The organism is Mycolicibacter longobardus (genome assembly GCF_002102265.1).
Lineage (GTDB): Bacteria > Actinomycetota > Actinomycetes > Mycobacteriales > Mycobacteriaceae > Mycobacterium > Mycobacterium longobardum.
Genome location: NZ_LQPG01000057.1, coordinates 16997 through 40022, shown reverse-complemented (window position 1 = coordinate 40022; position 23026 = coordinate 16997). Strand labels below are relative to the sequence as shown.

Below are 23026 nucleotides of genomic sequence, written 5' to 3'. Positions count from 1 at the left end.
CGGCCACGCCGCATGCCTCTGCCCGCGAGCGTCGTGTCCCCGGGGAAGACGCCGCCGGTAGATCGCTAATCGGATGATTTTTACCCGTGAAATCCTCGGGTCGCTTCACTAGGCTCCGCTCGACTGCGACTGCGTTCGACCGCGACAGAGGGAGAAGCCCCGTGACCGTTACCGATGACTACCTGGCCAACAACGCCGAATATGCGAAGACCTTCAAGGGTCCGCTGCCTATGCCGCCGAGCAAGCACGTGGCGATCGTCGCCTGCATGGATGCGCGCATCGACGTGTATCGGGTGCTGGGCCTGCACGAGGGTGAGGCGCACGCGATCCGCAACGCCGGCGGCGTCATCTCCGATGACGCGATCCGGTCGCTGGCCATCAGCCAGCGACTGTTGGGCACCCGGGAGATCATCCTGATCCATCACACCGACTGCGGGATGCTCACCTTCACCGACGACGACTTCAAGCGCTCCATCCTGGAGGAGACCGGGCTTCGCCCGGCCTGGGCCGCCGAGGCGTTTCCGGACGAGGCCGAGGATGTCCGGCAGTCGCTGCGACGGATCAAGGCCAGCCCGTTCATCACCAAGACCACGTCGTTGCGCGGGTTCGTCTTCGACGTCGCCACCGGCAAGCTCGGCGAAATCACCCTGTAGCGCGGCCGTCCGCCTGCCTCACAGCGCTTGGTCGGGTGGGTCGTTGAGCAGGATGTAGCGCGCTGCCTCGGTGCGCGACGCCACCCCGAGCTTGCGGTAGGCGTGGTAGAGGTGATTGGCAATTGTCTTGGCACTCACATCAAGTCGCCTGGCGATCTGCTGATTGGTCAAGCCCTTGGCGACCTCCTCCAGCACACGCCGCTCGGAATCGGTCAGCGGCACGGCACCCGGCGTGGGCGGGGAAGTGGTCAATCGCGCTGCCCACGGTGCCGCGCCGAGACGGCGGAACGCATACAGGGCAGCGGCGCGGGTGTCCGCTCGTCCGTCGCGCTGCGCCTTGAGCAGCAGCGTGCGCGCGTGGTCGAACCCGTCGACCTCGGGATCGTAGATCGCCAGCGCCTGGTCGAGTAGCTGGATTGCGCGGGCAGGATCGGCGCAGACCAGGGCCTGGGCTCGCAGGGCGGTTGCCGCGGTCCAGCGGCTCGCACTCGGTGTCGCGGCCACCGCCGACAGATGCGCGACGATCGGTTCTGCCTCTGCGCTGCGGCCGGAGCACGCATAGGCCTCGACCAGATCGGCATGCCAGCGGGCGAGTTGTGGAGCCAAAAGCCCGCCCGCCTGCTCGAACGCCCACATCTCGGCCAGCTTGGCGATGGCTTGGTCGTAGTACCCCGCAGTCAGGGCGGCCAGGCCCGCATTGGCGAGCAGGAAGTAGCGGGCACCGAACGTCGACTGTTCGTCGGTGATGGCGAAGCCGAGTTCCAGATCCTGCTGGGCGGCCTCGTCGTCGCCACGCAGGGCGTGCACGCGGCCGCGCAGCGACAGCCAGAACGGCGCGAACGCCCGCTGGCCGGTCGCCAGGCTGAGCGCGATCGCCTCGTCGAGACAGACCAGCGCCTCATCGAAACGTGATGCGCGAACCCAGGTCTCGCCCAGGGCGCCGAATGTCATCGCCAGCGAGGAGCGGGCGCCCTCACCGCGTAGTCGGGCGGCGAGCGTGGACAAGGTGGACACCGCGGTGTCATAGCGTTCGGCGATCGCCAGCGCCCGGCCGATGTGGAGGCCGACCATCGGGTCGAAATCGACCAGTTCGACCAGGTCCGGTCCGTCGACGAGCTCGTCGACGAGCTCGTTGGCCCGCCGCTCGTCCTGGGCGCTGGCCGCGTGGGCCCGGATCAGCCGGGCGACGCCCCATGCCGGGGTGTCGGGCTTGCTGTGGCTGACGGCGGCTTCGGCGTTGGCCAAGATCTCTCCGACGAGGCCGAGCATGCCCAGCGGGATGCTCATGCGGGCGTGAACGATGCCCAGCTCGGTTGGTGACGCCACCGCCAGACACTGGACCAGCCGCTGCCAGGCGGCGGCCGGCGCGCCGCTGAGCGCCTCCAGGATGGCCAGCGTGAGTGTTGCCGCAACGTGCAGTTCGCGTGCCGATGGGTTTGCCAGCAGCGCCTCGAGCCGGTTGCGCGCCGCGGCGGCCTCGCCGGCGACGCCGAGCAGTTGGGCGGCCTCCAACTGCAGCGCTGCGCGCCGGGTGTCGTTGCCGGTGAGGTCGACGGCCCGGTCCAGCATGCGTGCCGCCGCATCCGTGCCCCCTCGCATGCGCGTCACCCGCGCCGATTCGACCAGTGCGTCCACCAGTTCGTCGTCTGGTCCCAGAGTGCCGCGGGCTCGGTGAACGAGCCGGACCTCCTCGGGCAGCGAGTCGATCGCCGCGAACTCCAGGTTGAGCGCGCGCCGATGGTCCGGCGACATGGCCGCGACGGCGGCACCGCGCAGCAGCGGATGTTGCAGGGTCAGCCGGCCTTCGTGCAGGCGGGCCAGGCCGGTGTTCTCCAGGTGGCTCAGTGCCGTCGCGGCATCGGGGCACAGCTGGGTGAGTACGGACCATCGACCGTCGGCCGACAGCGCGGCCAGGTCGAGGAGCTCGCGGGCCGGTGACCCGGCAGGCGGCAGCTGACGGGTGAACACCGTGCGCAGATCGCCGGCGAGCGGAATCTCCTCGGGCAGCAGCTCCGCGCCGGACAGTTGCCCGGGCGACAGGGCTTGGGGAAGGTGGGCCAGCGCGAGAGGGTTCCCGGCCGCGACATCGAGGAGACGCTGCACCACCTGCGGGGCGATCGTCACCTCGGCCGCGCTGTCGAGCAGTTCCGTGGCCGCCTCGGGTCCCAGGCCGGGAAGTTCCTCGATTTGAAAGCCCTCCGCGAACGCCCATGTCGACGGTATCGGACGGCCGGTGATCACCGTGAGGACTTCGGTGGCGGCGGCGCGGCGCAACGCGAGGTTGAGCACGGTGCGGCTGGTCGGATCCGCGTCGTGGATGTCATCGATGAGCAGGGCTGCGGGGCCGGACTTTTCCAGGGCGCAGCGCATCGCTTCGGCGGCACGCAGCACATCGACTACGCCACCATATTCGAGTTCAGGTTGTGGAACGGGAAGTGCGGCAATGATTTCTGCGGCAGTGGCCATCGGTGGTGCGATCTCGCCGCCGCGGCAGGCGATCAGGGTTGCGGGTTCGCCGATGTGCGTGGCCAGCCACCGCAGCAAGCTCGACTTGCCGATACCCGCATCGCCGACGATCACGATGACCCGACCATTGCCGCGCCGGGCGTGCGTCCACGCTCGCGCGAGCCGGTCGCTGAAGTCGGCCCTCCCGACGATGCCTGCCATTTGGCAGGCACGCTATCGCAGGGCGAGGATCAGGTGCCGAGTTTGGCCTCGATTAGCGACGGTGATGACATCACCGTCGAAGCCCAAGGCTGGGGCTATCTGAGGAGCTCCCAGCGGTCCGGTGTGCCGACCGCGCCCGCGGTGACCTTCACTGTGCGGGTGTCGCCGCGGCGGTCGGCGGCGATGCAGGTGAAGGACTGTCCGATCTCGACCACCTTCAGCCCTTCGCCGCACGTGACGGTCACGGCGAAGCGGCGGTCGGCAGAGATGTCCCTGGCCAGATCCTGCGCGGTCAGGGACAGGTCATAGACGGTGTCCATGGTGCTGAAATTGACGTTCTGCTCGTCGGTGGCCGTTACCTTGACCCGCACCGGATTGCCGTCGAGATCGGCCTTGCAGATGAACGTATCGCCGGCTTTGGGGGCCGGGTTCTGCCGCGGGCAGTCGACACTCTTGACCTGGTGGTTGAGCGGCTTGTAGCTCTCGTTGAGTTCGCTGGTGATCGCGTTCTCCAACTTTTTGTAGTCGGGCCCGCCTGCCGAGAAGGAGAAGTGACAACTCGCCAGCACGGGCGCTAGCAGCAACAGAGCCATGGGGGACTTCAACGGGGCCATACGCCACAAGGTATTGCCGGCCAACCTCAATCGGTATGGGAACTTTTGCCCATTGTCGTCACCCCGGGGGTGTGGGGGGCAACGCAGGTGAGACCGCATTGACAGCAAGAGGCCCACCTGGTTGCATAGCCAGTCATAACCAACAAATATGGTAAGTCTCACCAAGATTATCGGATATCTCTGGCAAGGAAGTCATGACCAGTAACATCACCGCGACTCCGGAGGCGCCCACGGCCGGGCACTATCAGCTGACGCATCTGCGCACCCTGGAGGCCGAGGCCATCCACATCATCCGGGAGGTGGCCGCGGAGTTCGAGCGCCCGGTGCTGCTGTTCTCCGGCGGCAAGGACTCCATCGTCATGCTGCACCTGGCGGTGAAGGCGTTCACGCCGGGCCGGCTGCCGTTCCCGGTGATGCACGTCGACACCGGCCACAATTTCGAGGAGGTCATCTCCACGCGCGACGAGCTGGTCGCGGCGACGGGAGTGCGGCTGGTGGTCGCCTCGGTGCAGGACGACATCGACGCCGGCCGGGTGGTCGACAACGGGCCGTCGCGCAACCCGCTGCAGACGGTCACCCTGCTGCGGGCGATCCGCGAGAACAAGTTCGACGCGGCGTTCGGTGGTGCCCGCCGCGACGAGGAGAAGGCCCGCGCCAAGGAGCGGGTGTTCAGCTTCCGCGACGAGTTCGGCCAGTGGGACCCCAAGGCGCAACGGCCCGAGCTGTGGAACCTCTACAACGGCCGGCATCGCACCGGCGAGCACATCCGGGTGTTCCCGCTGTCGAACTGGACCGAGTTCGACATCTGGTCCTACATCGGCGCCGAGGACATCACCTTGCCGTCGATCTATTTCGCGCATCAACGCAAGGTGTTCCGGCGCGACGGCATGCTGCTGGCCGATCACGAGTTCCTGCGGCCCGTCGACGGCGAAGAGGTGTTCGAGACCTCGGTCCGGTTCCGCACGGTCGGCGATGTCACCTGCACGGGCTGTGTGGAGTCCACCGCGGTAACCGTCGACGAGGTGATCGACGAGACCGCGGTGTCGCGGCTGACCGAGCGCGGTGCCACCCGCGCCGACGACCGGATCTCCGAAGCAGGTATGGAAGACCGCAAGAGGCAGGGGTACTTCTGATGGGTGCGGCAACCACGCTGCTTCGAATCGCGACGGCCGGATCGGTCGACGACGGCAAGTCCACGCTGATCGGGCGGCTGCTGTTCGACTCCAAGGCCGTCATGGAGGACCAACTGGCCTCGGTGGAGCGCACCTCCCGGGAGCGCGGCAACGACTACACCGACCTGGCCCTGGTCACCGACGGCCTGCGCGCGGAGCGCGAGCAGGGCATCACCATCGACGTCGCCTACCGCTATTTCGCAACGCCCAAGCGGAAATTCATCATCGCCGACACTCCGGGGCACATCCAGTACACCCGCAACATGGTGACCGGCGCCTCGACGGCCCAGCTGGCGATCGTGCTGGTCGACGCGCGCCACGGGCTGCAGGAGCAGTCCCGCCGGCACACCTTCCTCGCGTCGCTCCTCGGCATCCGCCACATCGTGCTGGCCGTCAACAAGATGGACCTGATCGACTGGGATGCAGAGCAATTCGAGGCGATCCGGGACGACTTCCACTCGTTCGCCACCCGCCTGGACGTGCACGACGTGACGACCATCCCGATCTCGGCGCTGCTCGGCGACAACGTGGTGACCAAGTCCGACAAGACCCCCTACTACGACGGCCCCGCACTGCTGTCGCACCTCGAAGAGGTCTACATCGCCGGCGACCGCAACCTGGTCGACGTGCGATTCCCGGTGCAGTACGTGATTCGCCCGCAGACCCACGAGCACGCCGACCACCGCAGCTATGCCGGCACGGTGGCCAGCGGTGTGCTGCGCCCCGGCGACGACATCGTGGTGCTGCCGTCCGGCAAGCCGAGCCGGGTCGCCGCGATCGAGGGACCGAGCGGCGCAGTGGACGAAGCGTTTCCGCCGATGGCCGTCTCGGTCACTCTCGAAGACGACATCGACATCTCCCGCGGCGACATGATCGCCCGCACCAACAACCAGCCGCGCGTCGCCCAGGACTTCGACGCCACCGTGTGCTGGATGGCCGACGGTGCGACCCTGCAACCGGGCAACGACTACATCATCAAACACACCACCCGCACCACCCGGGTGAAGGTGATGGCGCTGGACTACCGCCTCGACGTCAACACCCTGCACCGGGACAAAGACGCAAACACCTTGAAGCTCAACGAGCTCGGACGTGTTTCGCTGCGCGCCCAGGTTCCGCTGATGCTCGACGAGTTCACCCGCAACGACAGCACCGGGTCGTTCATCCTCATCGACCAGGCCACCAACGGAACCGTCGCGGCCGGCATGGTGCTGCGCGACGTCTCAGGCCGGGTCGCCAGCCCGAACACGGTGCGACACGAGTCGCTGGTCACCGCGACGGACCGGTTGTCGAAGGGCCGCACCGTGTGGTTGACCGGCCTGTCCGGCGCGGGCAAGTCGTCGGTGGCCATGCGCGTTGAGCAATTGTTGCTCGAAAGGGGAACGCCCGCTTACGTTCTCGACGGCGACAATCTGCGCCACGGCCTCAACGCCGACCTGGGATTCTCGATGGCTGACCGTGCCGAGAACCTGCGCCGGCTGGCGCACGTGGCCACCCTGCTGGCCGACTCCGGGCAGATCGTGCTGGTGCCGGCGATCAGCCCGCTGATCGAGCATCGCCAGATGGCCCGCCAGGTGCACACCGACGCCGGGTTCGACTTCGTCGAGGTGTTCTGTGACACCTCACTGGAGGTGTGCGAGCAGCGGGATCCCAAGGGGCTGTATGCCAAGGCGCGCGCGGGCCTGATCACGCATTTCACCGGTATCGACAGCCCGTATCAGCGGCCGAGGAATCCCGACGTGCGATTGAGCTCGCAGGACAGCATCGACCAGCAGGCCCGCCAGGTCATCAACGCGATCGACGCCCGAAAGTGACGGATCATCAGCTGGCTGCCCAGCTTGCCGCCGAGGCCGGCAGGTTGCTGCTGACGGTTCGCGAAGAACTGGCCGACGGGACCGAGGCAGAGCGGAAAGCGGCCGGAGACAAGCGGTCTCATGACTTCCTGATGGCCGCACTGGCGAGCGAACGGCCGGACGACGTGGTGCTGTCCGAGGAGGGCGCCGACAACCCGGTACGCCTGCGCGCCGAGCGGGTGTGGATTGTGGACCCGCTCGACGGCACCCGGGAGTTCAGTGAACTCGGCCGTGACGACTGGGCTGTGCACGTCGCGCTGTGGCAGGCCGGAGAACTGGCCGCCGGTGCGATAGCCCTGCCCGCACGCGGTGTCACCCTGGCCACGCCGACCGTGCCCGCCCCACCCGAATACACCGGCCCGCCGCGTATCGCGGTGTCCCGCAGCCGCCCACCCGCTCTCGCGGAAGCCGTCCGCGACCGTCTGGACGGCGTGCTGGTGCCGATGGGTTCGGCGGGGGTCAAGGTCGCCTCCGTCGTACAGGGCACCGCCGATGTCTACGTCCACGCCGGCGGACAGTACGAGTGGGACTCGGCCGCCCCGGTGGCCGTGGCCCGTGCCGCCGGCCTGCACACCTCCCGCATCGACGGCTCGCCGCTGGTCTACAACCGGCCGGACCCGCTGCTGCCCGATCTGGTGGTGTGTCGCCCCGAATACGCGCAAGCGGTGCTCGCCGCCGTCGGCTGACGCCGCAGATGGAAGAATGCTCGTGATGCGGATGTCGGCCAAGGCGGAGTACGCGGTGCGGGCGATGGTCCAACTCGCCACCGCGGAGCCCGGCACCCTGGTCAAGACCGACGAGATAGCCGCCGCACAGGGCATTCCGGCGCAGTTCCTGGTCGACATCCTGTCTGATCTGCGCACCGATCGGTTGGTGCGTAGTCAGCGCGGCCGCGACGGGGGCTACGAGCTGGCCCGGGCGGCCACCGAGATCAGCGTCGCCGACGTGCTGCGCAGCATCGACGGCCCGCTGGCCAGTGTTCGCGACATCGGCCTGGGCGATCTGCCCTATGCGGGCCCGACCGCCGCCTTGACCGACGTGTGGCGGGCCTTGCGGGCGAGCATGCGTTCGGTGCTCGAGGAGACCAGCCTGGCCGCTGTCGCGGCGGGCGATCTGCCCGCGCACGTCGCCGAATTCGCCACCGACTATCGCACCCAGGAGCGCCAGCGCGGCCATTCCTCCGGTTAGCTGCCGTAGGGCCGGGTGAGGATCTCCATGTTGTGGCCGGCGGGATCCCGGAAATACACGCCGCGTCCGTGGTCGCGGCGGTTGATTTCGCCGGGGCGCTGACCGCCCGGATCCGCCCAGTGCTCCAGTCCGCGCGCGGAGATCTTGCCGTAGATCGCATCGAAGTCGTCTTCGGAGACCAGGAAGGCGTAGTGCTGCGGTCGGATCTCCTCGTCCTGGGGCACTTCGGCGTAGTCGAGGCTGGCTTCGTGATCGAGCCCGACGACCGCGAAGTGACCGAACGGCTGCGGTTCGGGCAGACCGAACAACTCCGCCAGAAACGCCGCTGACGCCTGCTTGTCGTGGGCGGCGACGATCGTGTGGTTGAAGGAAATACTCATTCCTCCAGTGTCGGCCCGGCTCGGCGTCCGTGCCACAATCGCGGTCATGCAGGTCGGAATGACCATGCCGGTGATGGAACCGGACCTGGACGCAACACTGCTGCGCGACTGGGCGCGTGCGATAGACGATGGGCCGTTCTCGTCGCTGTGCTGGGGCGAGCGGATCGCGTTCACCAACCCCGACAGCCTGACTCTGCTGGGTGCGCTGTCGGCGTGGACCGAGCGGGTGCGCCTGGTGACGACGGTGATCGTCCCGCAACTGCATGATCCGGTCATGCTGGCCAAGGCGCTTGCCACCGCGGACGTGCTCAGTGGCGGCCGGCTCACCGTCGGGCTGGGGGTGGGTGGCCGGGTCGAGGACTACCGCGCGGTCGGTGCCGATCCGGCGACGCAGACGATGCGGGAGATGGCCGAGGCCGTGGCGACCATGCGACGGGTCTGGGCGGGGGAGAAGATCACCGAGTCGGTGCTGCCGGTCGGGCCGGCCCCGACCCAACCCGGCGGGCCCCCACTGGTGGTGGGCACCATCGGTCCGAAGACGCTGCGCAGCGCGGCGAGCTGGGCCGAGGGCCTGGCCGGCATCACCATGGACCTTGACGTGGCCAAGCAGAGCGAACTGTTCGACGTCGCCCGGGACGCCTGGCGGCAGGCGGGCCGGGCCAAGCCGCACCTGGCGACGTCGTTCTGGTTCGCCCTGGGGGATCGTGATGCGGCCCGTGACCAGGTGCGCCGGCACCTGCTGCGCTACATGAACTGGATTCCGGCCGAGTATGTCGAGGCGATGGCGCCGACGACGGGCTGGGCCGGCAGCGAGGACGAGCTGGCCGAGGTGCTGCGCCGGTTCGAAGCGATGGGCACCGACGAAGTTCATCTGATCCCGACCAGCTCCGACCTCGGTCAACTGCGCTGCGTGTCGGATGTGATCGCCGAGGTCAGTCGGGCCGGCTGAGCGGCGAAGTCGCTGGTTGCGACACCGTCACGGATGCGTCTCTATCGGTCTCCCGTGGGTCACAGGGGTCCCAGAAATCACTATCGTCACAGTGTGCGAGGCCCGGGAGCGGGTCCTGGGGAAGGGTGTGACATGTCGGCGACGCGTCGAATCGTCTCGGCGGCGATGGTGCCGGCGGTCGTGCTCGGGTTGGTTCTGGCCACCGAGTTCGCCCCGCCGGCGATGGCGGCCACCTGCAATGCCCCCGAGGCCAACATCGACCCGCCTCCGGGCTCGCCGGCCACCGGAGCCGGACAGCTGCCGATCGGGCGGCGGCCCCGCGGCACCAATGACCTCGCACCGCTGCCCAAACTGGGGCCGCTGATCGCCGCGCTGATCAACCCGAACGGCACGATCAAGCAACAGGCTGCGGTGGTGCCCCCGGCCCCGTATCCGGGCGGTCAGGTGGCGCCGAATGCCGCTCAACCGGTGCAGCCCGCGCAACCTGCTCCGAACGCCGGTGCAGACCAGGGTATTTCGAACGCTGACGCCGCCGGGGCTATCGCGGCATCCCAGACATCGCTGGTGGAGTGGGTGACCGGACCCAACAGTCCCAATCAGACCCTGCAACGCTTCGGCATCTCCGGCACCGATCTCGGAATCCTTTGGGACAACGGTGATGCCGCTAACCGTCAGATTCTCATGGCGTTCGGCGACACCTTCGGCTACTGCCGGATCCAGGGCAAGCAGTGGCGGAAGAACGTGCTGCTGCGCACCCAGGACAACAACCTGGCCGACGGGATCACCGTGGGCCCCGGCGCCGTAGGCAACAGGTATTCGGGTTCGCCACTGCGCCAGGCGAACTTCTCCAAGCAGATCCTGCCCGCCCTGCAATTGTCGCCCTCCCAGGAGAGCATGATCCCCACTGCCGCCGTCGGGATCGGCGGCAACCAGTACATGAACTTCATGTCGGTCAAGCAGTGGGGCCGCGACGGTGAATGGTCCACCAACTACTCGGCGATCGCGGTGTCCAACGACAACGGCGAAACGTGGGGCGTCTATCCGGGGACGGTGCGTTCGTCGTCGCCGGAGAATGTCCCACGGGCGCACTTCGTCCCCGGCAACGAGAAATTCCAGCAGGGCGCGTTCCTACGCGGCAATGACGGCTACCTGTACTCCTACGGAACTCCTGCCGGCCGTGGCGGTCCGGCGTTCTTGTCGCGGGTGCCCGAGCGCGCCATCCCCGACGTCACCAAGTACCAGTACTGGAACGGGGACAGTGGTTCGTGGGTGCCCAACAACCCGGCCGCGGCCACCCCGGTGATCCCCGGCCCGGTGGGCGAGATGTCGGTGCAGTACAACACCTATCTCAAGCAGTACCTGGCGCTGTACGGCAACGGCGGCAATGACGTCGTGGCCCGCACCGCTCCCACGCCCCAGGGGCCGTGGAGCGCCGAGCAGACGCTGATTCCCACCGGCCAGATTCCCGGCGGCATCTACGCGCCCTACATGCATCCCTGGTCGACGGGCAAGGACGTGTACTTCACGCTGTCGCTGTGGAACGCCTACGACGTGATGTTGATGCACACCGTGTTGGGCTGAGGCTCAACGCTCGGATCGGTTCCGCCGCCCGGCTCGTTCGGCGAATGCGTCGAGTGCGGCCAGCACCTCGGCGGAACGCCACACCCGGTTGCGGGAGCCGCTGGACGTTTCGATGAGGATTCCCGCCTCCGCCAGCGGATTCAGATAGCGGTGGGCGTTGGTCGATTCGATACCCAACTCGTCCGCGAGTAGCGCCGCGTTGACGACGGGGCGGCGGGTCAACAGGTCGGCGACCTTCCACACCGCTGAGTCAGAGCGCGCGGTGATCCGAGAGTTCCAGTTCTCCCGGATATCCCGAAGTTCGGCGACCAGCTCCCGCCCGTTGGCGATGGACAGGACAGCGGCCTGCGCGAAGCGCACGACAATCGGTGCCGCGTTGCCCTCGCGGTAGGAGGTGAGCGCGGCGAAGTAGGTGCCGGTGTCGGCGAGCAATCCTGCTGAGATCGGCACCGTCACCTGTCGTGTCATTCCCTTGTTGCGCAGCATGGCCTGCACCAGCGCGCGGCCCGTGCGTCCGTTCCCGTCAGTGAAAGGGTGAATGGTCTCGAAGTGAGCGTGGGCCACCGCGATCTGTGGCAGTGCGGGAATGTCGGAACGCTGCGCGAACGAGATCAGGTCGGTGATCGCGCCGGGAATCAGCTCGTGGCGCGGGCCGACGAATGTCGCGCCAATGGGGTTGGATCCGCCGCCGATCCAAACCGGCTCGGTGCGGAATTCACCAGGCGTGTGGCGGGGTTCCCTATGCATCAGCGCGCGGTGCATCGCCAGAATTGCCGCGGCATCCACCGTATCGGACAAGGCGATCGCCGCCTGCATCGCAGCGGTGTTGGCGACGATCATCTCGGCGTTGCGCTTGGTGCTGCCGCCGGACAGTTCGGCTTCGGCGATAGCGCGCGACGACGCCGTCAGGTTCTCGATCTGCGAGCTGGCTGCCGATTCGGACCGCAGTAGCACGGAGGCGAATGGTGCGATCTCGCGTCCGAGCTCAGCGTCGAAGCGGGTGATCTCGTGGCTGGCCGTCTCGGCCTCCGCGAGCACGGCCGGTGGCAGATCCAGGGTCAAGTCGGCGATGTCGGCCGGCATCGCCGGGTGATAGGTGCCGTACTTCGGCAGCGCGGTACTCGCGTACCGCACCCCTTGCGGTTCCCAACGCACGTCCTCGTAGATGACGGGCCGAAGTGAAGTCACGATGCCAGTTTAACTTCACTTAGACACTTAAGTGAAGTTAACGACGTCAGTTAACTTCACTTACGGCTCAAACGTCGAACACTGCGCGCAATGCCGCACCGACTTCAGTGATCACCCCAGGGACGTAGCCGGGAATGTTCATGGTCACTCCGCCGACCCCGGCGTCGAGCACCTTGGTCTTGATCTGCTCGGCGATCGATTCGGGACTACCGGCCACCGCCCGCTGCGCGATCTGGGCGGGGATCTGATCGGCGGTGAGGTTTCGGCCGGCCAGCGCGGTGAGCAGCATGGTGGTTTCCAGGGTGGCCGGATCGCGGCCGACCTCCTCGCAGCTGCGCCGCACCGCGTCCATCTTCGTTGGGATCTCGTCGAATCCGGTGATCAGGTTGAGGTGGTCGAAATGGCGCGCCGCGAGCGGGATCGTCTTCTTCTCCCCGCTGCCGCCGATCAGCAGTGGAATGTGGTCGCGGAAGCGGGGTTCGGCCATCGCCTCGCGGGCGTAGTACCACTGGCCATCGAAGGTCGGTCGCTCGCCTTTGATCATCGGCAAAATGATCTGCAGCGCCTCATCGAGTCGGTTGAACCGGTCGGTGAACGTGCCGAACTCGAAACCCAGTTGGTCGTGTTCGAGCTCGAACCATCCGGTACCGATGCCCAAGACCGCGCGGCCGGCGCTGACCACATCGAGCGTGGTGATGATCTTGGCCAACAGGGCCGGGTTGCGGTAGGTGTTGCCGGTGACCAGCGTGCCCAGCTGGACCCGTTCGGTCGCGGTGGCCAGCGCGCCCAGGGCGGTGTACGCCTCGAGCATCGGCTGGTCAGGAGAGCCGAGCATGGGCAGTTGGTAGAAGTGGTCCATCACGAACACCGCGTCGAACCCGGCGGCCTCAGCCTCGCGGGCCTGCGCGATGACGGCGGGGAACAGCTTCGAAACGTCGGTGCCGTAAGAGAAGTCGGGGATCTGGAAGCCAAGTCGAATCGTCACTTGATCGACCCTAGGGGCGCGGGGGACCTGGCCGTAGTGATTCCGCTATCCGCGAAGTGGGAATTCGTGGGCCGAGGTGGCCTTCATGGGGAACTACAGGGCTAATCCATCCATTGGGCGACGCCACCATGGCGTGCGCAGGAGCCCGGGCGATGGGCCGAGAATGAGTAGGTGCCGTCCCGGCAGAGAGCGTTGACACCTGCCGGGGGATGGGGGAAGTCGCGCGGAAAGGGGACGCATTCACCCCTCACATTGATGTAGCACGGCGGAGTCGGCGCCGGCATCGGAGCTGGACGCGGAGTCGGTGATGATGATGGGCGCGGTGAAGCCGACCATGACGGTGCGGCACTGCTGCTCGTCGGCACAGGCGGTAGGGAACTGAGCGCCACTTCGTCGCCGCAGTTGTTGAGCAGGAACGCCAAGGTTTCATGCTCGGCGTCGGTGATCCACAGCCGGTATCGGGCTTTTACATCGACGATGCGGGTCGCGTAGGTGCACCGGAAGTCATGGTTATCGGGGAGCCAGGTAGCGGCGTCGCTGGAGCCCTTCGCCTGATTCGCTACCGCGGTGGTGGCTTGCAGGTTGATCGGGTCGTTGGCGAAGTTGCGGCGGGTCAACTCATCCCAGCCCTGAGCGCCCTTCTCCCAAGCGTCCATGAGGGACACTATGTGGTCGATCTGGATGGGGCTCAATGATTCGGGTGCCGGCTGGTAGAAGATGGTTTCGCCGGTGTAGGGATCGTTCAGGACGCCAGATAGGACGATGCAGGAATTTCCGGGCTGAAAGCCAGCACCGGTGAGGTCGCGACGCAGGATGTCGTTGCGCGTATCGCAGCCGTTGTGGCCGCCCTCCACCGTGACATCGTCAGACCAGGGGATCCCGAACAGAGCGCGGTCATAGCCGGTTTTCGGGCCGCGACCCTTGATTGGCAGGGTGGCGAGCTTCGCCAGCGGGGATTGCGAGCTGGTGGGGTAGCTCGATGTGAGTGTGGTTGGGGTGGTGGAGGTTCCCTGCTTGGTCACCACGACGATGACAATGAGGATGACGAGCAGCAGGGCCGCCGCCATCGAGATGATGAGCAGCGTCTTTCGGCGACTACCGGGGGACTGCGGCTGGTCCGGTTGGGGCGCTACGACGCTGGAGTGGCCCCGGTGACTCATTTAATGGACCCTAGTTCACCCGATGATTTCTCCGAGTTAGTTCTGCGCAAATCCACGTGCTTCCCATGGTGGCGGTTGCTGCGGTCAGTGAAGCTGATGTCGGCAGGTCGAACTGCGCGGACGACCGAGTCAGAATGAGAGCCGCTAAGGCTCACTTCGCCTGTGGCGCCGGTCAGCTCGGTATTGGGCTGTGTGCACTGTCGGTTCGTATCGGCGAAGACGAGCGGGGGCATCGGTGACGCCGACATCTGTGGAAGCGATGTCGCGATGCGAGATCCCGCGACAGCGGAGGCGGTGGCTACAGGTTGTGCCCGCTCAGTGTGAACAGGACGTTGATGGCATCCGTGCCGCTTGGGTGAATGCCTGCCTGACGGTACAGGGTTCCGACCGTTGTTCCTCGTGCAGTCCATTCATCGCTGTACATATCCCACTGTTCGAGAGCTGCGCAGCGTTCGAAGATTCCGGAATCAGACCACACCTCGGATGATGGCGGCGGTGGTTCCCTTACCAGAGCCTGTCCGCTCGGCGGCGGGGGACAGTCATTGGCGGGTCGCACCAGGGTGTAGTCCTTGCGCGCGTGCATGGCGGTCAGGTAGGTGTCGATGTCGGCTAGGGGAGCCTTGAAAGCCAGTGTGACGCTAGTGTCTGCCTCCATCGGTGTGTTGGTCTGATGAGCGGTGGCCTCCAACGGAACCAGAGATGTCGGAAGGTGTGCCCATTTGGCGGCTCCGTTGATCTTCCGCACCGCGTCGTCGATGGGAATGTCTTGAGTGGACACCTCTGTGACGTCTTGGAACCCGCAGGCGGTCGGGACCAGGGAAACGAGAAGCACGACTGTGTTGGTGATCCGGCGTATGCGTAGCACTAGCGCACGGCGCTTTCAACCGTATGTACGGTACTCGACCCGGTTATGAAGGGGGGTGGACAGGCGGGGCGAGTTCGCGCGGCCACCCCACCCCTAGGCCTTCGGGTTTGGATTGCGCACTTGGGGTCACCAGGAGCCAAGTAGAGTCCGACTGTTGCTCTCCTTATGGCGCTAGTTCGTCACGGTGGCGAGGCTCGCCTAGCTGCTCGAAGTGGCGTCGCATGGCCCCGAGCATCTCCTCGTGCGCTTTGACCGCTTCGCGATGCGTGTACGCAGCCAATGGGCGCGGTGCGACGATCCGTAACCGCTCTATGACCTGGGTGCCGCCGTCAACGGACTCGAAACTCACGATGTCGTGGAGTCGCACGCCAAGAAACAGCCGCGACTCACCGACCACATCGCCATTAGCTTCGACATGCACATGCGTCGAGTACCAGACGCGAAAGGACAATGGCCCCAGCGGATTCCGCTCCTGAACCCGCCAATGCTCAGGGCCGACCTTGCGTACAGTCAAAATTAGCGGATGAACCAATTTCAGGTTCGCCACGTCAGTATAGAAGTTCCGCACCGTTGCCGTATCGGCAGGCACTAACTCAGTCAGCGTCCAGTCGGAGCTTGGAAACCACCAACTCACCGTTGAATTATGCAGGTTGTGATGTGGTGGAGGGAGCAGTACAGGCGGACGGCAATAGAAACGGCTCCGGTCCGCAATGTAGCGCTCCTTATGGGGACGTGGATGTCTCGTGGCTCCCGTGGGTGGCCGCAGGCGAGTGTGCCGTTGGAGTTGGCCGTAGCGGAGTGGTGGCTGGTTGGGCAGGTTGCCCGGTTGCCCTGGTGGCCGATTGGTGTGTGGTGGTTACTGGGCCTTGTGCCGCGCGTGGCCAGGTTGCTGTCGGTGGCCGGCCGTAATGGAGCGCCAACGCCAGACAAGGGGTGGCAGTGCTTGTGCTGGACAAGTGCCTGGACAACAGGCGCCAGGTGTGTGCTGGCCTAGGTGCCCGCTATTTCACGCAGCTTGCACACGCTGGTGTTTGCGCTGGTCAGATGGTGCCCCCGGCAGGATTCGAACCTGCGGCCTTCTGCTCCGGAGGCAGACGCTCTATCCCCTGAGCTACGGGGGCGCACGTACTACGGGCGCCAAGTGGGCTCCGACAGACTAACGCATCAAAGCCACCACCCGAGAACCGGACGGATTCGGGTCCTGACCACGCCAGACCATAGGATGGGGCCTCGTGACCCCCGCCGATCTGGCCGAATTGCTCAAGACCACCGCCACCGCGGTGTTGGCCGAGCACGACCTGGACACCGCCGCGCTGCCCGCGACGGTGACCGTCGAGCGGCCGCGCAACCCCGAACACGGCGATTACGCCACGAACCTGGCGTTGCAACTGGGCAAGAAGGTGGGCGTCAACCCTCGTGAGCTGGCCGGATGGCTGGCCGAGGCGCTGACGAACGCCGACGGAATCGCCGCCGCGGAGATCGCCGGGCCGGGTTTTGTGAACCTGCGCATCGAGACCTCCGCGCAGGGCGCCGTGGTCGCGAACATCCTCACCGCCGGCACGGACTACGGCCACTCCAGCGAGTTCGACGAGCTCAACGTCAACCTGGAGTTCGTCTCGGCCAACCCCACCGGCCCCATCCACATCGGCGGTACCCGCTGGGCCGCGGTCGGCGACGCACTCGGCCGGCTGCTGAGCACCCAGGGCGCCGCGGTCACCCGGGAGTACTACTTCAACGACCACGGCGCCCAGATCGACCGGTTCGCCAACTCGCTGATCGCCGCCGCCAAGGGTGAGCCGCCCCCCGAGGACGGCTACGCCGGTGCTTACATCACCGACATCGCGGCCCAAATCCAGGCCAAAGCCCCGGACGCACTGAACAGCCCGGACGCCCAGGAGACCTTCCGCGAAATCGGCGTCGACCTGATGTTCACCCACATCAAGGCCTCGCTGCACGAATTCGGCACCGACTTCGATGTCTTCACCCACGAAGACTCGATGCACACCTCCGGCCGGGTGGAGCAGGCCATCGAACGCCTGCGCGCCAACGGCAACATCTACGAAAAGGACGGCGCCACCTGGCTGCGCACCAGCGCCTACGGTGACGACAAGGACCGTGTCGTCATCAAGAGCGACGGCAAGCCCGCCTACATCGCCGGCGACCTGGCCTACTACCTGGACAAGCGCGAGCGCGGCTTCAACCTGTGCATCTACATGCTCGGTGCCGACCACCACGGCTACATCGCCCGGCTCAAGGCCGCCGCGGCGGCCTTCGGCGACGACCCGGCGACCGTCGAGGTGCTGATCGGCCAGATGGTCAACCTGGTCCGCGACGGCCAGCCGGTCAAGATGAGCAAGCGCGCCGGCACCGTCATCACCCTCGACGACCTGGTCGAGGCCATCGGCGTGGACGCGGCCCGTTACAGCCTGATCCGCTCCTCGGTGGACACCCCCATCGACATCGACCTGGCGCTGTGGTCTTCGGCGAGCAACGAAAACCCGGTCTACTACGTGCAATACGCGCACGCCCGGCTCTGCGCCCTGGCCCGCAATGCCGCCGAACTGGGCGTGACCGCGGACACGGGCCACCTCGGGCTGCTCAGCCACGACAAGGAGGGCACGTTGATCCGCAACCTGGGGGAGTTCCCCCGGGTGCTGGAAACCGCTGCCGCACTGCGTGAACCGCACCGGGTGTGCCGCTACCTGGAAGACCTCGCCGGTGACTACCACCGCTTCTACGACAGCTGCCGGGTGCTGCCACAGGGTGATGAAGCACCCGCCGACCTGCACGCCGCGCGGTTGGCGCTGTGCCAGGCCACCCGCCAGGTGATCGCCAACGGGCTGGGCATCCTCGGCGTGAGCGCACCGGAGCGAATGTGAACGTCCACCCCGCCGGCCCCCGCCACGCCGAAGAGATCCACCACGACGGTCTGCCGCCGCGGCCCCAAACTCCGCAGCAGTTGCTGGAATTGGCGCCGAACGTCTGGCCTCGCAACACCGTTCGCGGCGACGACGGCGTGGTGCGGATTGCCGGCGTCAAACTGACCGATCTGGCCGAGCAGTACGGCACCCCGCTGTTCGTCATCGACGAGGACGACTTCCGCGGCCGCTGCCGGGAGATCGCTGGCGCGTTCCGCGGGGGCGACAACGTGCACTACGCCGCCAAAGCCTTCCTGTGCAGCGAGATCGCGCGCTGGATCGACCAGGAGGGCCTTTGTCTGGACGTCGCCACCGGCGGTGAATTGGCCGTCGCACTGCACGCCGGTTTCCCGGCGCAGCGGATCACCTTGCACGGCAACAACAAATCGGTCGCAGAACTCGCAACCGCGGTCAATGCCGGGGTCGGCCACATCGTGCTCGACTCGCTCATCGAGATCGAACGCCTCGACGCGGTCGCCGCGGCAGCCGGCGTGGTGCAGGACGTGCTGGTGCGCGTCACCGTCGGCGTGGAGGCCCACACCCACGAGTTCATCTCGACCGCCCACGAAGACCAGAAGTTCGGGCTGTCGCTGGCCAGCGGTGCGGCCATGGACGCCATCCGGCGGGTCTTCGCCACCGATCACCTGCGTCTGATCGGCCTACACAGTCACATCGGGTCGCAGATCTTCGACGTCGCCGGCTTCGAGTTGGCCGCCCACCGGGTCATCGGGCTGCTGCGCGATGTGGTCGCCGAGTTCGGTGTCGACAAGACCGCGCAGCTGTCGGTCATCGATCTGGGTGGGGGACTGGGTATTTCGTATCTGCCGCAAGACGATCCACCGCCGATGGCCGAGCTGGCCGCCAAGCTCGCCGCGATCGTCCGTGATGAGTCCGCGGCGGTCGGTCTGCCCACCCCGCGGCTGGTCGTCGAACCCGGCCGGGCCATCGCCGGGCCGGGCACCGTCACGCTCTATGAGGTCGGCACCGTCAAAGACGTCGACATCAGCGCCACCGCGCACCGCCGCTACGTCAGCGTCGACGGTGGCATGAGCGACAACATCCGCCCCGCGCTCTACGACGCGCACTACGACGTGCGGCTGGTATCGCGAGGCCCGGAGGGCCTGAAAGAAACAGACGCCCAGCCGGTGCTGGCGCGCATCGTCGGCAAGCACTGCGAGAGCGGCGATATCATCGTCCGTGACACCTGGGTGCCCCAGGGCGTGGTTCCCGGTGACCTGGTCGCTGTGGCCGCCACCGGCGCCTACTGTTACTCGATGTCGAGCCGGTACAACCTGCTCACCCGCCCGGCGGTGGTGGCGGTACGCGATGGAAACGCTCGCCTTATGCTGCGCCGGGAAACTGTCGAAGACCTGATCAGCCTGGAGGTGAGGTAGAAGTGTCCGGTTCGCAGGTGGCCGCGGGTCCCGTGGGCGTTGCAGTCCTGGGATTGGGCAACGTCGGCAGTGAGGTCGTCCGAATCCTTGAGAACAGCGCTGATGACCTGGCCGCCCGGATCGGTGCTCCGCTGGTGCTGCGCGGGGTCGGGGTGCGCCGGGTGGCGCCCGACCGGGGCGTGCCGGTGGAGTTGCTCACCGACGACATCGACAGCCTGGTCTCGCGCAGCGACGTCGACATCGTCGTGGAGTTGATGGGCCCGGTCGAGCCGGCCCGCAAGGCGATCCTGACGGCGATCGCGCACGGCAAGTCCGTCGTCACCGCCAACAAGGCTCTGCTGTCCCGGTCCACCGGCGAGCTGGCCGAGGCCGCCGAGAATGCGCGCGTGGACCTCTATTTCGAAGCCAGTGTCGCCGGCGCGATCCCGGTCATCCGGCCGCTGATCCAGTCGTTGGCCGGTGACACCGTGCTGCGGGTGGCCGGCATCGTCAACGGCACCACCAACTACATCCTGTCCGAGATGGACTCCACCGGCGCGGACTACACCAGTGCGCTGGCCGACGCGAGCGCGTTGGGTTACGCCGAGGCTGACCCCACCGCCGATGTGGAGGGCTACGACGCCGCCGCCAAGGCCGCCATCCTGGCCTCGATCGCCTTCCACACCCGGGTCACCGCTGACGACGTCTACCGCGAGGGCATCACCAACATCAGCCCGGCGGACTTCACCACGGCCCGGGCGCTGGGTTGCACGATCAAGCTGCTGGCGATCTGCGAGCGCATCACCACACGTGATGGGCAACAGCGGGTTTCGGCCCGGGTCTACCCGGCGCTGGTCCCGCTGACCCACCCGTTGGCCACCGTCAACGGCGCGTTCAACGCGGTGGTGGTCGAGGCGGAAGCAGCCGGCCGGCTGATGTTCTACGGGCAGGGCGCGGGCGGCGCCCCGACCGCCTCGGCCGTCACCGGCGATCTGGTGATGGCCGCCCGCAACAGGGTGCAGGGCGGTCGCGGGCCCCGCGAGTCCAAATACGCCAAGCTGGCCATTGCACCCATCGGCGACATCCAGACCCGCTACTACGTGAGCATGGACGTCGCTGACAAGCCGGGCGTGTTGTCCACCGTGGCAGCCGAATTCGCCGCCCACGGGGTGAGCATCGCCGAGGTGCGCCAGGAGGGCGTGGCCGACGACGACGGCCAGCTGATCGGGGCTCGGATCGTGGTGGTCACCCACCGGGCCGCTGACGCAGCATTGTCGAAAACCGTTGCGGCGCTGGATGACCTGGACGCCGTCCAGCGGATCGTCAGCGTGCTACGACTGGAAGGAACAGACCAGTGAGCTCCACCCATGCACCGGTCCACCGGCCCTGGCCCGGATTGATCGGCGCGTACCGCGACCGGCTTCCCATCGGCGACGACTGGACGGCGATCACGCTGCACGAGGGCGGCACCCCGCTGATCCACGCCAAGCGGATCTCCGAGCAGACCGGCTGCACGGTGCACCTGAAGGTCGAGGGGCTCAACCCGACCGGCTCCTTCAAGGACCGCGGTATGACGATGGCGGTCACCGACGCGGTGGCCCGCGGCCAGCAGGCGGTGCTGTGCGCCTCGACCGGGAACACCTCGGCGTCGGCGGCGGCCTACGCCGCGCGCGCCGGCATCACCTGCGCGGTGCTGATCCCGCAGGGCAAGATCGCGATGGGCAAGCTCGCGCAGGCGGTCATGCACGGCGCCAAGATCATCCAGATCGACGGCAACTTCGATGACTGCCTGGAGCTGGCCCGCAAGATGGCCACCGACTTTCCGACCATCTCGCTGGTGAACTCGGTGAACCCGGTGCGCATCGAAGGCCAGAAGACCGCGGCGTTCGAGATCGTCGACGCCCTGGGCACCGCGCCCGACATCCACTCGCTGCCGGTCGGCAACGCCGGCAACATCACCGCCTACTGGAAGGGCTACCGCGAGTACTACGCCGACGGCCTGACCGAGAAGCTGCCGAAGATGCTAGGCACCCAGGCCGCGGGCGCGGCGCCGCTGGTGCTCGGCGAGCCGGTCAAGAACCCCGAGACCATCGCCACCGCGATCCGTATCGGCTCGCCGGCGTCGTGGACGCAGGCTGTCGAAGCGCAGGTGGATTCGGGTGGGCGGTTCCTGGCTGCCACCGACGAGGAGATTCTGGCGGCCTATCACCTGGTGGCGCAGTCCGAAGGGGTGTTCGTCGAGCCGGCCTCGGCGGCCAGCATCGCCGGGTTGCTCAAGTCGGTGGAGGACGGCTTCGTGCCTCGCGGCTCGACGGTGGTGTGCACCGTGACCGGCAACGGACTCAAGGATCCCGACACCGCGCTCAAAGACATGCCGCAGGTGACCGCGGTTCCCGTCGACGCGGCCACGGTGGTCGCCGAATTGGGGCTGGGCTAGTGGCCCAACTGTTGCCCGCCGGTTTGACGGCCACCGTCGCGGTGGCGGCGTCGACCGCCAACCTGGGTCCAGGCTTCGACAGCCTGGGTCTGGCGTTGGGGCTCTACGACGAGGTGATCGTCGAGACGGTCGACTCCGGCCTGGTGGTGCAGGTCGAGGGGGAGGGCGCCGACCAGGTGCCGTTGACCGCGGATCACCTTGTGGTGCAAGGCATCCTCCGGGGACTGCACGAAGCCGGTGTCGAGGCCCCCGGAATGGTGGTGCGCTGCCGCAACGCCATCCCGCACCAACGTGGCCTGGGGTCGTCCGCGGCCGCGGTGGTCGGCGGGCTTGCTGTGGTCAACGGGCTTGTCGCGCAACTTGATCGGCCCGGACTCTCCGAAGCCCAACTGATCCAGCTGGCGTCGGAGTTCGAGGGCCATCCAGACAACGCCGCCGCCGCCGTGTTGGGTGGCGCCGTGGTGTCCTGGACCGCCGACAAGGCCGACGGCAGCGGAGCCGACTATTCGGCGGCGCCGTTGCGGCTGCACCCCGACATCCATCTGTTCCCGGCGATACCGGAGCTGCGCTCGTCGACCGCGGAGACCCGCATGCTGCTGCCGGAGCAGGTCAGCCACCGCGACGCCCGGTTCAACGTCAGCCGCGCCGCGCTGCTGGTGGTGGCGCTCACCGAGCGGCCGGACCTGCTGCTGGTGGCCACCGAGGACGTGCTGCATCAACCGCAACGCGCCGCGGCGCAGCCCGAGACGGCGGAGTTCATGCAGCTGCTGCGGCGCCACGGGATCGCGGCGGTGCTTTCCGGTGCCGGACCTGCGGTGATAGCGCTGAGCGCGGCGCCCCAACTGCCGCCCGAGGTGCTGGAGGCTCCGGAGGCGCGACTGTTCAACGTGACCGAGATGCGGGTCGGCGACGCCGTCAAGTGGAACTCCGGGGTGGTGGTGCCCGGTTGAGGCGCGCCGCGCCGTGTCTGTTGCGTCCTGCACCGAAGCGGGCTATCCTCGGTCCCGTCCCGCATTCGCGGCATCAGCACCTGAATCAGACTG

General features: G+C 67.1%; 20 protein-coding genes and 1 tRNA gene. 12 read left to right on the top strand and 9 right to left on the bottom strand.

Annotated elements, in window-relative coordinates; genetic code table 11:
- Positions 1–161 precede the first annotated feature (161 nt).
- Positions 162–653 carry a beta-class carbonic anhydrase gene (locus tag AWC16_RS22640; protein WP_085266965.1) on the top strand — a complete coding sequence of 164 codons (492 nt, stop codon included), beginning with the start codon at positions 162–164 and terminating at the stop codon, positions 651–653.
- An 18-nt stretch (positions 654–671) separates the two neighbouring features.
- Here AWC16_RS22640 and AWC16_RS22635 read toward each other — a convergent pair whose 3' ends face one another.
- Positions 672–3320: a helix-turn-helix transcriptional regulator gene (locus tag AWC16_RS22635; protein ID WP_085266964.1), complete on the bottom strand. Its 2649-nt coding sequence runs from the start codon at positions 3318–3320 to the stop codon at positions 672–674.
- Between the two features lie 95 nt (positions 3321–3415).
- Positions 3416–3913: a DUF4333 domain-containing protein gene (locus AWC16_RS22630; RefSeq protein ID WP_234812392.1), complete on the bottom strand. Its 498-nt coding sequence runs from the start codon at positions 3911–3913 to the stop codon at positions 3416–3418.
- Positions 3914–4128: 215 nt separating this feature from the next.
- On the opposite strand from AWC16_RS22630, the gene cysD reads away from it, so the two are divergent.
- Genes cysD through AWC16_RS22610 form a run of 4 tightly spaced genes read left to right on the top strand, consistent with a single transcriptional unit; the run spans position 4129 to position 8147 of the window.
- On the top strand, positions 4129–5067 hold the full coding sequence (cysD, locus tag AWC16_RS22625) for a sulfate adenylyltransferase subunit CysD (RefSeq protein WP_109561551.1): 939 nt from the start codon (positions 4129–4131) through the stop codon (positions 5065–5067).
- Positions 5067–6920, top strand: a complete 1854-nt coding sequence (cysC, locus tag AWC16_RS22620; protein WP_085266963.1) for an adenylyl-sulfate kinase — start codon at positions 5067–5069, stop codon at positions 6918–6920. Before cysD ends, cysC begins: the two co-directional genes overlap by 1 nt.
- Positions 6917–7645 (top strand): 3'(2'),5'-bisphosphate nucleotidase CysQ, encoded by a 729-nt coding sequence (locus tag AWC16_RS22615; RefSeq protein WP_085266962.1) that lies wholly within the window; start codon positions 6917–6919, stop codon positions 7643–7645. Before cysC ends, AWC16_RS22615 begins: the two co-directional genes overlap by 4 nt.
- A gap of 25 nt (positions 7646–7670) precedes the next feature.
- Positions 7671–8147 carry an Rrf2 family transcriptional regulator gene (locus AWC16_RS22610; RefSeq protein ID WP_085267000.1) on the top strand — a complete coding sequence of 159 codons (477 nt, stop codon included), beginning with the start codon at positions 7671–7673 and terminating at the stop codon, positions 8145–8147.
- On the opposite strand, the gene AWC16_RS22605 is transcribed toward AWC16_RS22610, so the two are convergent.
- Positions 8144–8527, bottom strand: coding sequence for a VOC family protein (locus AWC16_RS22605; RefSeq protein ID WP_085266961.1), 384 nt, complete (start codon positions 8525–8527; stop codon positions 8144–8146). The genes AWC16_RS22610 and AWC16_RS22605 overlap by 4 nt on opposite strands.
- A 58-nt stretch (positions 8528–8585) precedes the next feature.
- On the opposite strand from AWC16_RS22605, the gene AWC16_RS22600 reads away from it, so the two are divergent.
- Both AWC16_RS22600 and AWC16_RS22595 read left to right on the top strand, forming a co-directional pair.
- Complete coding sequence (locus tag AWC16_RS22600) at positions 8586–9476, top strand: LLM class flavin-dependent oxidoreductase (protein ID WP_085267001.1); 891 nt, start codon at positions 8586–8588, stop codon at positions 9474–9476.
- Between the two features lie 132 nt (positions 9477–9608).
- Positions 9609–11057 (top strand): DUF4185 domain-containing protein, encoded by a 1449-nt coding sequence (locus AWC16_RS22595; RefSeq protein ID WP_085266960.1) that lies wholly within the window; start codon positions 9609–9611, stop codon positions 11055–11057.
- A 3-nt stretch (positions 11058–11060) separates the two neighbouring features.
- Here the strand turns inward: AWC16_RS22595 and AWC16_RS22590 are convergent, their stop codons facing one another.
- From AWC16_RS22590 to AWC16_RS22565, 6 genes are all read right to left on the bottom strand, one after another.
- Positions 11061–12245 carry a Fic family protein gene (locus tag AWC16_RS22590; RefSeq protein WP_109561550.1) on the bottom strand — a complete coding sequence of 395 codons (1185 nt, stop codon included), beginning with the start codon at positions 12243–12245 and terminating at the stop codon, positions 11061–11063.
- Positions 12246–12312: 67 nt separating this feature from the next.
- Positions 12313–13230 (bottom strand): LLM class F420-dependent oxidoreductase, encoded by a 918-nt coding sequence (locus AWC16_RS22585; protein ID WP_085266959.1) that lies wholly within the window; start codon positions 13228–13230, stop codon positions 12313–12315.
- 101 nt (positions 13231–13331) lie between these two features.
- Positions 13332–14297, bottom strand: coding sequence for a GmrSD restriction endonuclease domain-containing protein (locus AWC16_RS22580; RefSeq protein ID WP_085266958.1), 966 nt, complete (start codon positions 14295–14297; stop codon positions 13332–13334).
- Positions 14298–14688: 391 nt separating this feature from the next.
- A complete protein-coding gene (locus tag AWC16_RS22575) occupies positions 14689–15222 on the bottom strand; it encodes a hypothetical protein (protein ID WP_133056023.1) in 534 nt (177 codons plus the stop codon).
- A 196-nt stretch (positions 15223–15418) separates the two neighbouring features.
- On the bottom strand, positions 15419–15889 hold the full coding sequence (locus AWC16_RS22570; protein ID WP_207572391.1) for an SRPBCC family protein: 471 nt from the start codon (positions 15887–15889) through the stop codon (positions 15419–15421).
- 411 nt (positions 15890–16300) lie between these two features.
- Positions 16301–16376: transfer RNA gene (locus AWC16_RS22565), tRNA-Arg, on the bottom strand.
- A 111-nt stretch (positions 16377–16487) separates the two neighbouring features.
- Here AWC16_RS22565 and argS point away from each other — a divergent pair.
- The 5 genes from argS to thrB are packed head-to-tail and all read left to right on the top strand — an operon-like array spanning position 16488 to position 22933.
- Positions 16488–18134, top strand: a complete 1647-nt coding sequence (gene argS / locus AWC16_RS22560; protein ID WP_085266955.1) for an arginine--tRNA ligase — start codon at positions 16488–16490, stop codon at positions 18132–18134.
- Positions 18131–19567 (top strand): diaminopimelate decarboxylase, encoded by a 1437-nt coding sequence (gene lysA, locus AWC16_RS22555; protein WP_085266954.1) that lies wholly within the window; start codon positions 18131–18133, stop codon positions 19565–19567. Before argS ends, lysA begins: the two co-directional genes overlap by 4 nt.
- Before the next feature lie 17 nt (positions 19568–19584).
- Complete coding sequence (locus tag AWC16_RS22550) at positions 19585–20904, top strand: homoserine dehydrogenase (protein ID WP_085266998.1); 1320 nt, start codon at positions 19585–19587, stop codon at positions 20902–20904.
- Complete coding sequence (gene thrC, locus AWC16_RS22545; RefSeq protein ID WP_085266953.1) at positions 20901–21983, top strand: threonine synthase; 1083 nt, start codon at positions 20901–20903, stop codon at positions 21981–21983. The genes AWC16_RS22550 and thrC overlap by 4 nt, the downstream gene beginning before the upstream one ends.
- Complete coding sequence (gene thrB / locus AWC16_RS22540; protein WP_085266952.1) at positions 21983–22933, top strand: homoserine kinase; 951 nt, start codon at positions 21983–21985, stop codon at positions 22931–22933. Before thrC ends, thrB begins: the two co-directional genes overlap by 1 nt.
- Positions 22934–23026 lie beyond the last annotated feature (93 nt).

Excerpts from the sequence above, each read along its gene's own strand:
- AWC16_RS22635 (WP_085266964.1), bottom strand. The coding sequence starts at position 3,320 with ATGGCAGGCATCGTCGGGAGGGCCGACTTCAGCGACCGGCTCGCGCGA.
- AWC16_RS22630 (WP_234812392.1), bottom strand. The coding sequence starts at position 3,913 with ATGGCTCTGTTGCTGCTAGCGCCCGTGCTGGCGAGTTGTCACTTCTCC.
- cysD (WP_109561551.1), top strand. The coding sequence starts at position 4,129 with ATGACCAGTAACATCACCGCGACTCCGGAGGCGCCCACGGCCGGGCAC.
- cysC (WP_085266963.1), top strand. The coding sequence starts at position 5,067 with ATGGGTGCGGCAACCACGCTGCTTCGAATCGCGACGGCCGGATCGGTC.
- AWC16_RS22610 (WP_085267000.1), top strand. The coding sequence starts at position 7,671 with ATGCGGATGTCGGCCAAGGCGGAGTACGCGGTGCGGGCGATGGTCCAA.
- AWC16_RS22605 (WP_085266961.1), bottom strand. The coding sequence starts at position 8,527 with ATGAGTATTTCCTTCAACCACACGATCGTCGCCGCCCACGACAAGCAG.
- AWC16_RS22600 (WP_085267001.1), top strand. The coding sequence starts at position 8,586 with ATGACCATGCCGGTGATGGAACCGGACCTGGACGCAACACTGCTGCGC.
- AWC16_RS22595 (WP_085266960.1), top strand. The coding sequence starts at position 9,609 with ATGTCGGCGACGCGTCGAATCGTCTCGGCGGCGATGGTGCCGGCGGTC.
- AWC16_RS22580 (WP_085266958.1), bottom strand. The coding sequence starts at position 14,297 with ATGGCGGCGGCCCTGCTGCTCGTCATCCTCATTGTCATCGTCGTGGTG.